Origin of the sequence: Streptomyces sp. NPDC092296 (genome assembly GCF_044755465.1) — a bacterium.
GTDB lineage: Bacteria > Actinomycetota > Actinomycetes > Streptomycetales > Streptomycetaceae > Peterkaempfera.
The window spans coordinates 61934-75567 of the sequence record NZ_JBIVRB010000004.1 but is presented as its reverse complement, the minus strand read 5'-3'; the positions used below and the strand labels follow the sequence as shown (position 1 = coordinate 75567).

General features: G+C 74.6%; 10 protein-coding genes and 1 pseudogene. 7 read left to right on the top strand and 4 right to left on the bottom strand.

Going from position 1 to position 13634, the window contains the following annotated elements:
* The first annotated feature begins 259 nt into the window (after nucleotides 1-259).
* Both ACIQGZ_RS13340 and ACIQGZ_RS13335 read left to right on the top strand, forming a co-directional pair.
* Nucleotides 260-1456 carry a sensor histidine kinase gene (locus tag ACIQGZ_RS13340; RefSeq protein WP_402601568.1) on the top strand — a complete coding sequence of 399 codons (1197 nt, stop codon included), beginning with the start codon at nucleotides 260-262 and terminating at the stop codon, nucleotides 1454-1456.
* A 146-nt stretch (nucleotides 1457-1602) separates the two neighbouring features.
* Nucleotides 1603-2958 carry a sensor histidine kinase gene (locus ACIQGZ_RS13335; protein WP_402601964.1) on the top strand — a complete coding sequence of 452 codons (1356 nt, stop codon included), beginning with the start codon at nucleotides 1603-1605 and terminating at the stop codon, nucleotides 2956-2958.
* 186 nt (nucleotides 2959-3144) lie between these two features.
* Here the strand turns inward: ACIQGZ_RS13335 and ACIQGZ_RS13330 are convergent, their stop codons facing one another.
* The 4 genes from ACIQGZ_RS13330 to ACIQGZ_RS13315 form a co-directional block, all read right to left on the bottom strand.
* Nucleotides 3145-4272 (bottom strand): S1C family serine protease, encoded by a 1128-nt coding sequence (locus ACIQGZ_RS13330; RefSeq protein WP_402601567.1) that lies wholly within the window; start codon nucleotides 4270-4272, stop codon nucleotides 3145-3147.
* A gap of 84 nt (nucleotides 4273-4356) precedes the next feature.
* Nucleotides 4357-5505, bottom strand: a complete 1149-nt coding sequence (locus tag ACIQGZ_RS13325) for an acyltransferase family protein (protein WP_402601564.1) — start codon at nucleotides 5503-5505, stop codon at nucleotides 4357-4359.
* Nucleotides 5502-6953 carry a polysialyltransferase family glycosyltransferase gene (locus ACIQGZ_RS13320; protein WP_402601563.1) on the bottom strand — a complete coding sequence of 484 codons (1452 nt, stop codon included), beginning with the start codon at nucleotides 6951-6953 and terminating at the stop codon, nucleotides 5502-5504. Before ACIQGZ_RS13320 ends, ACIQGZ_RS13325 begins: the two co-directional genes overlap by 4 nt.
* The gene (locus ACIQGZ_RS13315; protein ID WP_402601562.1) at nucleotides 6950-7921 is read right to left on the bottom strand and encodes a glycosyltransferase family 2 protein; all 972 of its coding nucleotides are present in this window, start codon (nucleotides 7919-7921) and stop codon (nucleotides 6950-6952) included. Before ACIQGZ_RS13315 ends, ACIQGZ_RS13320 begins: the two co-directional genes overlap by 4 nt.
* Nucleotides 7922-8314: 393 nt before the next feature.
* On the opposite strand from ACIQGZ_RS13315, the gene ACIQGZ_RS13310 reads away from it, so the two are divergent.
* The 5 genes and pseudogenes from ACIQGZ_RS13310 (at nucleotide 8315) to ACIQGZ_RS13290 (ending at nucleotide 13618) form a co-directional block, all read left to right on the top strand.
* Nucleotides 8315-9628, top strand: a complete 1314-nt coding sequence (locus tag ACIQGZ_RS13310; RefSeq protein WP_402601560.1) for a DUF6716 putative glycosyltransferase — start codon at nucleotides 8315-8317, stop codon at nucleotides 9626-9628.
* A gap of 113 nt (nucleotides 9629-9741) precedes the next feature.
* A pseudogene (locus tag ACIQGZ_RS13305) lies at nucleotides 9742-10137 on the top strand (cytidylyltransferase domain-containing protein); the annotation flags it as partial.
* 483 nt (nucleotides 10138-10620) lie between these two features.
* On the top strand, nucleotides 10621-11529 hold the full coding sequence (locus ACIQGZ_RS13300) for an N-acetylneuraminate synthase family protein (protein ID WP_402601962.1): 909 nt from the start codon (nucleotides 10621-10623) through the stop codon (nucleotides 11527-11529).
* Nucleotides 11526-12689 carry a hypothetical protein gene (locus ACIQGZ_RS13295; RefSeq protein WP_402601559.1) on the top strand — a complete coding sequence of 388 codons (1164 nt, stop codon included), beginning with the start codon at nucleotides 11526-11528 and terminating at the stop codon, nucleotides 12687-12689. Before ACIQGZ_RS13300 ends, ACIQGZ_RS13295 begins: the two co-directional genes overlap by 4 nt.
* A complete protein-coding gene (locus tag ACIQGZ_RS13290; RefSeq protein ID WP_402601557.1) occupies nucleotides 12689-13618 on the top strand; it encodes an ABC transporter permease in 930 nt (309 codons plus the stop codon). Before ACIQGZ_RS13295 ends, ACIQGZ_RS13290 begins: the two co-directional genes overlap by 1 nt.
* Nucleotides 13619-13634 lie beyond the last annotated feature (16 nt).

The following is a 13634-nucleotide window of genomic DNA, read 5'->3' as shown; positions in this document are numbered from 1 at the left end:
CGACCCCCCGACTGTGCACCCCGCCCGAGCTGCAAGACGCCGGACCGCCCCCGCAGCCGACCAGGCAGACTCCCGGATGGTGGGGTTATCCCCCCGGCCAGGACGGCGATCACCCCCATGGCCCGCCGCCGCCCGCACCAGGCAGGCTGGGCGGGGAACCCGTGCGCCGCGCCCCCGGAGCCGTGGCGCACGCGGCGGACGACCACGCCCGGGACAGAGACCGCCCGCAGGGGCCGACGGAAGAGGGACGGTACGCGACATGGAGGGCACCCAGCGCCTCACCGAGAAGACGGCGGCGCCGCCCGGCGGCGGGTCGGCCGGGCCGCGCGCCCTCTACGGGGCGCAGACCTGGTCCGAGGTGCTGTATCTGCTGCTCAGCTTTCCGCTGGGCCTGGTCGGGTTCGTCTTCGCGGTCGTCTCACTGTCGGTGGGCGTGGGCCTGGCGGTGACCGTGGTCGGCCTGCCGCTGCTGGCCTGCGCCCTGCTGGGCTGCCGCGCGCTGGCCGTGGTGGAGCGGGCACGGGCCAGGGCCCTGCTGGATGAGCAGGTCCCCGAGCCGGGCCCGCTGGCGCCCAAGCGGCCCGGCGCCGCCGCCTGGTGCGTGGCGCTGCTGTCCGACGGTCTGAGCTGGCGGTCGGTGCTGTACTTCGTGGTGCTGCTGCCCTGGGGCGTCTTCACCTTCACCGTGGCGCTGACCGTACTGATCGTCGGCTGGCCGGTGCTGCCCTGGGTGGTGCGCAGCCTGGCGGTGGTGGACCGGATGCTGGTCGGGTCGTTGCTGTCGCCGTCGTCGCTGTCGGAGCGGGTACGGGAACTGGAGGACGACCGGGGCACCGTCGTCGACACCGCCGCCGCCGACCTGCGCCGCATCGAACGCGACCTCCACGACGGCGCCCAAGCCCGACTCGTCGCCCTCGCCATGGACCTCGGCCTCGCCAAGGAAAAACTCACCGAAGACCCCGAAACCGCCGCCCAGATGGTCGACGCCGCCCACGGCGAAGTCAAACTCGCCCTCCAAGAACTCCGCGACCTCGCCCGAGGCATCCACCCCGCCATCCTCACCGACCGAGGCCTCGACGCCGCCCTCTCCTCCGTCGCCACCCGCTGCACCGCCCCCGGCGGCGTCCGCGTCACCGTCGACCTCCCCACCCGACCCGACCCCTCCATCGAAGGCATCGCCTACTTCACCGTCAGCGAACTCCTCACCAACACCTCCAAACACGCCCACGCCCACACCGCCACCGTCGACCTCTGGCGCTCCCACGACCGCCTCATGCTCCAAATCCGCGACGACGGCACCGGCGGCGCCACCGAAACCCCCGGCGGCGGCCTCGCCGGACTCGCCGACCGCATCCGCGCCGTCGACGGCGTCTTCATGATCCACAGCCCCCACGGCGGCCCCACCACCATCACCGTCGAACTCCCCTGGCACACCCACGCGGACACCCGACGCTGACCAGCGGAGCAGCACCCGCCGGAAGGTAGGGAGAACCCCACCCCCAAGACGCCGAGCCGCCCCATACCGGCCGACCGCTCCGGCCGCCAGGCTGGGAAGTGTCAGAGCAGCACCCGCGCAGAAGGACGGTCACCGTGATCGAGAACATGGCAGCCACCGGACACCCCCGGGGGAGCACGGAGCACGGCGGCAGCGTGCGCCGCGCCCCGGGCCTGCTGGGGGCGCCTTTCGCGGCCCGCACCTGGAAGGAGTTCCTGCACCTGCTGCTGGACCTCCCGATCGCGGTCGCCTGCTTCAGCTACGTCGTGGTGATGATCAGCCTGGGCCTCGGCCTGGCCGTCACCTTCCTCGGCCTGCCGGTGCTGGCCGCCGCCGTCGCCGGGGCCCGGGGCTGGGGCGCGCTGGAGCGGGGCCGCGCCGCCGCCCTGCTGGATGTGCGGATCGCCCGGCCCGCCCCGCTGCGGCCGAGCCGCCCCGGTCTGATGGGCTGGCTGGGCGCGGTGCTCAAGGACGGCGTGGGCTGGCGCAGTGTGCTGTACTGCGTGCTGCTGCTGCCGTGGAGCGTCTTCGGCTTCACCGTCTCGCTGGTCCTCTGGGCGTGCGGCTGGGCGATGCTGGCCTACCCCGCCTACCAGTGGGTCTTCCCGACCTGGGTGCACCAGCCCGGCTTGCAGCTGTACGGGGACGGGCCGGGCGGGCGGCCGGAGGTCTACCTGGACAGCGTCCCCGAGATCGCCGGGGTCTGCGCGCTCGGCGTGGTGCTGTTCTTCGGCACTCCCTGGCTGATCCACGGCCTGACCTGCGTCAACCGGGCGCTGGTCGGGTCGTTGCTGTCGCCGTCGTCGCTGTCGGAGCGGGTACGGGAGCTGGAGGACGACCGGGGCACCGTCGTCGACACCGCCGCCGCCGACCTGCGCCGCATCGAACGCGACCTCCACGACGGCGCCCAAGCCCGACTCGTCGCCCTCGCCATGGACCTCGGCCTCGCCAAGGAAAAACTCACCGAAGACCCCGAAACCGCCGCCCAGATGGTCGACGCCGCCCACGGCGAAGTCAAACTCGCCCTCCAAGAACTCCGCGACCTCGCCCGAGGCATCCACCCCGCCATCCTCACCGACCGAGGCCTCGACGCCGCCCTCTCCTCCGTCGCCACCCGCTGCACCGCCCCCGGCGGCGTCCGCGTCACCGTCGACCTCCCCACCCGACCCGACCCCTCCATCGAAGGCATCGCCTACTTCACCGTCAGCGAACTCCTCACCAACACCTCCAAACACGCCCACGCCCACACCGCCACCGTCGACCTCTGGCGCTCCCACGACCGCCTCATGCTCCAAATCCGCGACGACGGCACCGGCGGCGCCACCGAAACCCCCGGCGGCGGCCTCGCCGGACTCGCCGACCGCATCCGCGCCGTCGACGGCGTCTTCATGATCCACAGCCCCCACGGCGGCCCCACCACCATCACCGTCGAACTCCCCTGGCACACCCGTACCGAGAGCTGAGCACCGGAGTACGGGACGGCGTACGAGAAGGGCCGGGGCGCGCACAGGCAGCGGGCGCGCCCCGGCCACAGGGCCTGTGGACCGGCGCCGGTCCACGGGCCCCGGGGCGCGGCGGCCTGCGGTGCGATCCCTTGCGCGGGTGTGCACGGCGGCCGCCGGCCCGGGCCGGAGGTGGTTCGGAAGGGGTCAGCCGCTCCCCAGGGTGCCCAGGGTGACCTGGGTGGTCCGGTTCTGGCCGCCCCGGCTGTAGGCGACGGACACCCGGTCGCCGGGCGACTCCCCGGCCAGTGCCCCGGTGAGCGCGTCGGCGCTGTCCACCGGGGTGCCGCCGAGCCCGGTGATGATGTCGCCCGCCCGCAGCCCCGCCTTGGCGGCGGGCCCGCCGCCGACCACCGAGACCACGGCGGCCCCGGCCGGGGCGAAGTCCGGCGGGCTGCCCAGCACGGTGCGTACGGTGACACCGAGCGCGGCGCGACCGCTGTCGGTGACCTTGCCGTTCTTGATCAGTTGGTCGGCGATCCGGGTGACGGTGGAGCTGGGGATGGCGAAGCCGATGCCCGGGGCGGCGCCGCCGAGGTCCTCGTCGACGGCGGCCAGGGTGTTGATCCCGATCACCTGGGCGTCGAGGTCGGCCAGCGCGCCGCCGCTGTTGCCGGGGTTGATGGAGGCCGAGGTCTGCACCATGTCCGGGATGGTGGCGCCGGGCGCGCTGCCGCTGCCGGGTTCGGAGACGGTACGGCCGACGGCGGAGACGATGCCCTGGGTGACGCTGCTGGACAGGCCCAGCGGGTTGCCCATGGCGAGCACGATCTGCCCCACCTGGACCTTGCCGCTGTCCGCGAAGGACGCGGGCCGCAGCCCGGCGGGCGGCGCGGTCAGCCGGATCACCGCCAGGTCGCTCGCCGGGTAGCTGCCGACCAGGGTGGCGGCCAGGGTCTTCTCGCTGTTGGCGAGGGTGACGGCGAACTTCTTGGCGGTGCCGACGACATGGGCGTTGGTGACGATGTCGCCCTGGTTGTCGTAGACGATGCCGCTGCCCAGCCCGCTCGGGGTGTCGATCTGCACCACGGACGGCAGGACGGCCTTCACCACCCGTTGGTAGTCGTTCTGCAACTGGTCGGCGCTGCCGGGCCCCGAGGAGGAGGGAGCGGTGGAGGGCGCGGGGGCCGCCGGGGCGCCGGTCACCGCCTGGGTGGTGCTCCCGGCGGGGGTGGCCGAGCCGCTGGTGCAGGCCGCCGCAGCCGTCAGGGCGAGGCCTGCGGCCACGGCGGGCAGCAGCCGTGCGGAGCGGGTGCGGCGCGGCGAGGAGTCCACGGGGGCGACCTTCGATTCGGGGGCCTTCTGTCCGTTATGGGCATTTTGTCGGAAGTGCCGCCGCCCCGCGCCCCGGCGCGCCGGTCAGCCCGCCGCCACCGGCCGCAGCAGTGCCCGTTTGAGCCGGGGCCCCAGCGTCCGCTCCACCAGCCGGTGCACCAGCCAGGCGAGCAGCAGCATCCCGCCGACCGTCGCACCGAAGGTCACCGGCGCGGAGTACCCCAGCCGCCGGTGCAGCACCTCGATCACCGCCCAGCCCAGATGCTCGTGCACCAGGTAGAACGGGTACGTGAGGGCGCCCGCGACGGTCAGCCAGCGCCAGTCGACCCGGTCCAGCCACCCCAGCGCCACCACCGCCACCACCAGATAGCCCGCGGTGACCACGGCCACCACCACCCAGGCCGAGCGGTGGTGGAAGACATCGGTGCCCGCCGGCGCGACCAGCCCCCGGACGGCCTGGTACTGCCCCAGGCCCCAGCTCATCGCGACCACCGCCCACAGCACCGGGCCGCCGCCGAACCGGTGCACCAGGTAGAGCGCCAGACCGCCGATGAAGAACGGCGCGTACTCGGGCATCACCACCAGGTCCACCACCGGCTGCCCCATCCCCGCCGCCAGCACCGAGGCGACCAGCCAGACCGCGCAGAACCCCACCGCGCGGCGGTAGGTCACGCCCTTCCACACCACCAGCGCGAACAGCAGGTAGAAGCGGGCCTCCACCCAGAGCGTCCAGCACACCCCGAGCACCCGGCCGGACCCCATCGGCTGCTGCATCATCGTCAGATTGACCAGCACCTCGGCCGGCGGCAGCGGCTGGGCGACCACCGGCCGCAGCGCGAACACCGCCGTGACCAGCAGGACCGCGAACCAGTACGCCGGGTAGAGCCGGGAGACCCGGGAGGCGAAGAACTCCTTGAGGGTGCGCCCCCAGGAGGACATGCAGATCACAAAGCCGCTGATCACAAAGAAGACCTGCACCCCCAGGCAGCCGTAGGAGAAGGCGCCGTGCAGCGCCGGGAACAGCTCCTTCGGCGACCGCCCCCACGCCTGCTGCACGGCACCGTCCCGGCCGCCGTAGTGGTACGCGCAGACCATCAGCGCGGCCACCAGCCGCAGCCCGTCCAGCGCCCGCAGCCGCCCGCTCCGGCGGGCCGGCCGGTCGGCGGCGGCGGCCGGCTGCGCGGCCTGCGGTACGGCCTGCGGTACGGCCTGCGGCGGCACGGTCTGCGTCATCGGCTCTGCTCCTTCCGGGCCCGTGCCTGGCGCACCACCCGGCGTACCAGGGGTGACTTCTTCAGCAGCCGCGCCCCGGTGGGCAGCCCGGCCGGCAGGCCACCGGGCAGGCCCAGCGCGGTGAGCCGCCGCCGCTTGAAGTAGCGGGCGGTGTCCGGGCCGTAGTGCTCCCGCAGCCAGGCGGCGGTCTCCGCCGCGAGGTGCGGGTATGCCTTGGCCTGCATGCAGTGGCCGACCGCGGCGAGCAGCGGGCCCAGCCGGTCGGCGGCGCCGGCCAGCGCCGGGCCGGGCGGCTCCGGGGTGAAGTCGGGCGCCTCCAGGTCGGGCAGCAGCGCGTCCGCCACGGTCACCGGGACGCGGTTGCTGTTCTCGTACGGCGCCAGCCGCTCCAGCAGCAGCCCGGTGCCGACCCGGGCCACCGGCAGCCCGTAGAGGGCGGCGGCGGTGAGCAGCCCGGTGGAGAAGCAGCCGACCACCAGCGCCGGGCGCAGCCGCTCGAACAGGGTCTCGGCGAGCACCGGCGCGTCCAGCACCCGCAGGCACGCCCCGGCGTCGGCGGCGGCCTTCTCCATGGCGGAGGAGAGCCGGGCCGGGGCGCTGGGGTGCGGCTTGAAGACGATGTCGGTGAACCCGGCGGCGACCGCGCCGCGCACCATCCGGGCGTGCAGCTCCTCCTCCTCGTCGGCGCTGATCAGGCCGAGCGCGGAGAGGTACTGGCCGAGCAGCAGCGCGCAGCCGGGCCCCGCCGGGTCGGGGCCGGGCGGCAGCTCGGGCGGCGGCAGCGTCCGGCCGACGGCGGCGAGGACGTCGCGGAAGCCGTCGGCGGGCACGGTCTGCGCCGGTACGCCGTACTCGGAGAGCAGCAGCGGCCGCAGACCGGGCACCAGGTCCAGGTGGAGCAGTCGGCGGATGCGGCCGTGCAGCAGGTACGGCAGGGCGTTGCGGGTCGGGCCGTAGCTCATCAGGCCGTCGGCGTAGACATGCACCGGGCCCTCGTCGAAGACGGCGGTGATGGCGCGGGCCGGGTTGACCTGGATGGACTCCACGGCCAGTTCGACCGGGGTGTCGCCCAGGCCCCAGGAGCGCCGGATCAGCCGCTGGAGGATGGGGGCGTCCTCGGCGCGGGGCGCCCAGCCGCTGGGGTGGTAGGGCTCGATCTCCGCGTTCCAGGAGCGGACGTCGTCGAAGCGGTCGCGCAGCGCCGCGAAGGAGTCGGTGCGGTCCAGCGGCACCGCGAGTTCGGGGACGGCGGCGTTGTTGCAGACCAGCAGGGTGCGGCGGTGCTCGGCGCGCGGCCCGAACAGCCCGGCGTCCAGCGCGGCGCAGACGGTGGCCGCGCCGTACAGGGTGGAGGCGGCGAAGATCTGCGCCGTACCGGAGGGGCTGGGGCCGGCAGGGGTCGTGGTCACGGCGGGGCGGCTCTCCTTCGGGGGCCCGGCGGCGGTCATCGGGCGGCCATCGCGGTCAGGCTGCCGCGCAGTCGGCGGACCACTGCGGCCCGGCCGGGGTCCAGCGCGGCGACCGCCTCCGCCAGGTGGTGCTGCGGCATCCGGCGCAGCGCGTCGGCGCAGAGCGTCCGCATGGTGCGGGCCACGCCGCGCTGGAGCCGGTCGGCGTTGCGGCGGTGGTGCACGATCACCGCGAGGTAGGTGCGGATGGCCTTGGGCAGCAGCAGTTCGGCGTCCGGGTCGGTGGCGAGCTCCGCCAGCAGCAGGTCGAAGGCCGGGACGAAGTCCAGCTGCCGGGCGTCACCGATCTGGGTGAGCGAGGTGGCCACCGCCCGCCGGTAGAAGACGCCGCGCAGACCGGTGACGGCGTACGACTCGGCGGAGCGGTGCAGCCGCCACACCCAGGGCCGGTCCTCGGCGGTGCGCAGGTCCTCGTCGAAGCGGAGCACGCCGCGCTCCAGCAGCCGCCGGTGGTAGATCCCGGCCCAGGAGTACGGGTAGTCGACCATGGTGCTGCGGTCGGCGGGCAGGATGCTGTCCCGGGGGTCGAGCACCTCGTCCCGGCGGGCCTCGGGCGCCCGGTGGATCTCCCGCCGGTGGCCGGTGGAGCGGACGTGGTCGGTGCGGACGAAGTCGCAGCCGAACTCCTCGATCGCGGCCACCAGGCGGTCCAGATGGCCGGGGGCGTACCAGTCGTCGCCGTCCAGGAAGGTGAGGTAGCGGCCGTCGGCGGCGGCCATGCCGCTGTTGCGGGTCGCGGAGATGCCGAGGTTGCGCTCGTGCCGGATCAGCCGCACGCCCGGCCGGCCGGTGGCCCAGGACGCCAGCAGCTCATGGGTGCCGTCCGTCGAGCAGTCGTCGACCAGGACGAATTCATACTCCGGCCGGGCATTGGCGGCCAGGCTGCGCAACGCGTCCGGCGCATAGGGCCGTACATTGTGGAAAGGGACGATGACCGACAGCTTCACGTGATTCGCTCCTGCATGCCCGTGGGCGCGTCTTCGGCCGGGCCGTGGCGGATTCCCCGGGATTGTTCCGGGTCGCCGAGAATGGGTCCGCATATCGCGTTCCGGCGCGATCACCGCCCGCCCCGCCCGGTCCGGTCCGTCGCGGACTCTACCGGGCTTCGTACATCCGGCGGAAGCCCGTACCCCCCGTGACCATGGTGTTCGTACGATGTTCGAGTGATGTTCACCAATCGGGCAGCGGACGGCCACCATGAATTCAGGAATACCGGATAACCGCCTCAAGCGCGTTCACCGAGCGGCCATCCCGTATTTCGCTGATCGCCCCCGCAGCGTCCTTCGACTGCCACCGTGGAATCCCTATGCTCACCGGGGTCGAAGAGAACCGGAGCATCCATGCGTATCGTCGTCCTGGCCGATTCGGACACCCGCTGGAAATGGGGCGCCCTGCTGGCCGGACAGCTCTGCCCGCCGGGCGGGGCCGAAGTGCACGGACGGCTGCTGCGCGGCCGGGCCACCCCCACCGCGCGCCAGCTGGCCGAGGTCGGAGTGGCGCCCGCCTCGCTGCGGGAGACCACGGTCGCGGACTTCCTGGCCGAGCTGGGCGACCCGGAGCACGGCGACGCCGAGGCCGACGTCGTGGTGCTGGCCCTGGTCGGCGGCGGGGTGCAGGCGCTGCTGCACGGCCTGGGCCGCGCCTGGCAGGGCCGCGAACGCCGCCCGGTGCTGGTCACCGGCTATGTCGGGGTGGTCTACGAGAAGCTGGCGGACGGTCTGCTGCTGCGGGCCGGCGCCGATGTGGTGCTGGCCAACAGCGCCTTCGACGCCCGCCGCTTCCGCGACCTGTACGGGCCGCTGGGCGTCGACACCGGCAGCGTGGTGCGCGCCGCCCTGCCGTTCCTGGCCGGGACCGACGACCGCTACCGGCCCTCGGAGAACCGCCCGTTCACCGTCTGCTTCGCCGCCCAGCCCTCGGTACCGGAGTCGCGCGACGCCCGGCTGCACCTGCTGGAGCGCTGCGCCCGCCACGCCGAACTGCACCCCGAGCGCCGGGTGCTGGTGAAACTGCGCAGCCGCCCGGGTGAGCACACCACCCACCTGGAGGAGCACCCGTACCAGCGGCTGACCGCCCGGCTGGGGCGCCCACTGCCGGTCAACTGCGAGCTGGTGTACGGCAACATGGGCGAGCTGCTGGACCGGATCGACCTGATGGTCACCGTCAGCTCCACCGCCGCGCTGGAGTCGCTGCGGCGCGGCATCCCCACGGCGGTGCTCAGCGACGCCGGGGTGCGCGAGCCGCTGGGCAACCACTACTTCACCGGCTCCGGCTGCATCACCTCCTGGGAGCAGCTGGACGCCGGAGTGCTGCCCACCGCCGACCAGGACTGGCTGCGCGACCAGGGCGTCCTGGACCCGGCGCCGTACGAGGAGCTGCGCAAGCGGGTCGCGGAACTGCGCGCGCTGCCCGCGCTGCCGCCGCCCGCCCCGTACTACACGCCGGGCAACGCCCCCGCCTACCTGCCCGGCGTACTGGCCCGCTACGGCCTGGCGCCGGACGGCACCCCGCTGCCCACCGCCGCCCGCACCCCCGGCGACGACAGCGGGCCGCGCCGGGCCGTCCGGCGGGCGCTCGCCCAGGGGGCGCGCGGCGCCTACCGGCTGGGCGTGCAGCACGTCGCCCCGGCGATCCGCCGCTGGGGTCGGCTGTGACCCGCCGCCCCGCGAACCCCCAGGCCCCGAACCATCCCCATCCCACCAGGCAACCCCATCCCACCAGGCAACCCCATCCCACCAGGCAACCCCACTCCCCGGAGCACCCCGAGATGACCCCCCGTCCCCCGGCCCCCCGCGTCGTCGCCGTCATCCCGGCGCGCGGCGGCTCCAAGGGCGTCCCCGGCAAGAACCTCGCCCCGGTCGGCGGCGTACCGCTGGTGGTCCGCGCGGTGCGGGCCTGCCTGGCGGCGTCCGGCGTCGACCTGGTCGCCGTCTCCACCGACGACGACGGCATCGCCGCCGCAGCGGTGGCGGCCGGCGCCGAGGTGGTCCGCCGCCCGGCCGCGCTCGCCGGTGACACCGCGAGCAGCGAGGCCGCCCTGCTGCACGCCCTGGACGAGCTGGCCGCCCGGCACGGCGGACCGGCCGAGGTCGCGGTGATGGTGCAGTGCACCTCGCCGTTCGTCACGGCGGGCGAGGTCGGCGGCCTGGTCACGGCGGTGCTGGACGGCGGCGCCGACAGCGCCTTCACCGCCGCGCCCTTCCACGGCTTCCTGTGGCGGGTCGAAAGCCCGGTCGAGGGCCCAGTCGCGAGCCCGGCCGCGAGCCTGGCCGAGGGCCCGGCCGCAGACCAGGCCGCCGATCCGGTCCCGCCGCTGCCCGACCGCCCGTACGGCGCCGTCGGCGTCAACCACGACAGCCGGTCCCGGCCGCGCCGGCAGGACCGGCCGGAGGACCTGCTGGAGACCGGCGCCGGATACGCCGTGCGGGTCGGCGGCTTCCGTACCGCCCGGCACCGCTTCTTCGGCCGCGTCACCCCGGTGCGTACCGACCCGGCGCGGCTGCTGGAGATCGACGAGCCCGCCGACCTGGCCCGCGCCCGCGCGCTGGCCCCGCTGATCGACCCGCCCGCACCCGCAACCGTACGGACTTCCCACCCCGCCGCCCCCGCGGCACCGCACAGCACCGTCGAAAGGACACCCTCCCCCATGAGCACCGACCGCACCCGCACCCTCGGCGCCCGCCAGGCGGGGCCCGGCCGCCCCGTCTACGTGGTGGGCGAGATCGGCATCAACCACAACGGCGAGCTGGAGAACGCCCTCGCCCTGATCGACGCCGCCGCCGACGCGGGCTGCGACGCCGTCAAGTTCCAGAAGCGCACCCCGGAGATCTGCACCCCCCGCGACCAGTGGGAGATCGAGCGCGACACCCCGTGGGGCCGGATGACGTACATCGACTACCGGCACCGCGTCGAGTTCGGCGAGGCCGAGTACCGCACCATCGACACCCACTGCCGCAAGCGCGGCATCGACTGGTTCGCCTCGCCGTGGGACGTGCCCTCGGTGGACTTCCTGGAGCAGTTCGACCTGCCCGCCCACAAGGTCGCCTCCGCCTGCCTCACCGATGACGACCTGCTGCGGGCGCTGCGGGCCACCGGCCGCACCGTGATCATGTCCACCGGGATGTCCACCCCGCGCCAGATACGCCACGCGGTGGAGGTGCTGGGCAGCGAGAACACCCTGCTCTGCCACACCACCAGCACCTACCCGGCCCCGGCCGAGGAGCTCAACCTCCGGATGCTGCACACCCTGGAGCGCGAGTACCCCAACATCCCGATCGGCTACTCCGGCCACGAGATCGGCCTGCAGACCACCCTGGCGGCGGTCGCGCTCGGCGCCGTCTTCGTCGAGCGGCACATCACCCTGGACCGCGCCATGTGGGGCTCCGACCAGGCCGCCTCGGTGGAGCCGGGCGGCCTCCAGCGGCTGGTCCGCGACATCCGGGTGATCGAGCGGTCGCTCGGGGACGGCGTCAAGAAGGTGTACGACGGCGAGCTGGCCGCCATGCGCAAGCTGCGCCGGGTGCAGGGTGCCGCCGAGGCGGTCGTCCCCGCGTGACCCGGACCCTCGCCCTGGTCGAGAGCCCCGCCCAGCTGCTGAACGCGCTGGAGTGGGCGCACCGGTACGCGTCGCGGCCCGACCGGGGCGAGGGCCGCCCCGCCGCCGCCCAGGCCGACCCCGGGCCGCTCTCCGTCGCCGTCCTCCAGCCGCGCGACCCGGTCACCCGGGGCCAGCTGGCCGCGCTGGCCGAGCTGGCCCGCGCCGAGGGCGTCCCGGTGACCGCGTACGACCCGCGTGCCGCCGCCTCCGCCGTGTCTGCCGCCTCCGCCGTGTCGGCCGCTTCCGCCGTGCCCGCCCAGGCGGCATCCGCGGCCGCCCGGTCGCGCGGCCGCTGGCTGGCCGGGGTGGACCGGGCCCGCTCGCTGGCCGCACTGGCGCCCCGGGTCGCGCTGGCCCCCCGGCTGCTGCTGGGGGACCCCTTCTCCGGCCTGGTCCAGGCGCTGCTGCCGCTCTCCCGCGCCGCCGAGCTGGTGGTGGTGGACGACGGCACGGCCACCGTGGAGCTGGTCGGCCTGCTCGCCGCCGGCCGTCCGCTGGTCCGCTGGCACCGCGAGGGCCGGCCGCCGGCCGCCGCCGTCCGGGCGGCCCGGCTGCTGCGGCCGGGCCCGCGCCGCCGACTGGACCTGTTCAGCTCGCTCGCGGTCGACCCGCCGCCGGGGGCCACCGGCAGCGCCAACCAGTACGCCTGGACCCGGGCCCGCTTCGGTCCCCCGGCGGTGCTGCCCGGCGCCGACCTGCTGGGCAGCTCGCTGGTGGAGACCGGCGTCGTCACCGCGGAACGCTATCTGGACACGGTCACCCGGCTGGCCGCCGAGCACGGCGTCGGCCGCTATCTGGCGCACCGCCGGGAGGACCCCGACAAGCTGCGGCGGATCGCGGACGCCACCGGCGCCGAGATCGTCCGGCCGGGGCTGCCGCTGGAGATCGAGGCCCGGCGCGGCCCGGTCGCCGCCACCCTGCTGAGCTTCCCGTCCACGGTGGTGCACACCCTGCCGCTGGTCCTGGCCGGCACCGGGGTGCGGATGAAGATCTGCCCGGTGCGGGCGGACTGGCTCACCCCGACCGCCTCCGCGCGCTCGCTCAGCTTCCTCACCGACGTCAGCACCTCCGCCCGCAGCCGCCACGGCCTCGAAACGATCTCCCCGGTGACCGCCTGATGACCCCAGCCCCCGCCGCGACCCGCCCCGCCCTCCCCGGTTCCGGCACCCCGGCCCCGGCCGACCCCGCCGCACTGGCCGCGTTCGCCGCCCGCCACGGCCTGGTCCGGCCGGGCGCCCGGCCGCCGCTGCCCGCCTATCTGCGGCTGCTGTGGGGGCGGCGGCACTTCACCACCGCGTACGCGCAGGCACGGCTCTCCACCATGTACGGGGACGCCCGGCTCGGCCAGCTGTGGAAGGTGCTCACCCCGGTCCTCAACATCGCCGTCTACTACCTGATCTTCGGACTGCTGCTCCAGCAGAAGCACAACACCGGCACCGGCAACTACATCTCGTTCCTCTGCATCGGCATCTTCGTCTTCACCTACACCCGCGAGTCCGTCACCACCGGCGGCAAGTCGGTCGCCGACCGGCTCGACCTCATCCGCGCCGCCCACTTCCCCCGGGCCTGCCTGCCGCTGGCGGCGGTGCTGGTGCAGCTGGAGCAGCTGGTGATGTCGCTGCTGGTGGTCGGCGTGATCGTGCTCGCCACCGGCGAACCGCTCACCACCGCCTGGCTGCTGGCGATCCCCGCCCTGGCCCTGCAGACCCTCTTCAACGTCGGCCTGGCCCTGGTCCTCGCCCGGGTCGTCGCCACCGTGCGCGACCTGGGCGAGGTGGTCCCGTTCGTGATGCGCACCTGGATGTACAGCTGCGGCGTGATGTACAGCATCGACACCGTCACCCGGCACGCCCCGACCCCGGTCGCCCTGCTGCTGAAGCTCAACCCCGGCGCCGTCTACCTCGAACTCATCCGTGGCGCCCTGCTCGACTCCTACCCGCCGATCCCCCTCTGGACCTGGGCCGTCGCCGCCGGCTGGGCCCTGCTCACCGCCGTCGTGGGCTTCACCTGGTTCTGGCAGGCCGAGGCCCGCTACGCCCGCGGCTGACCGACCCATCGGCTGG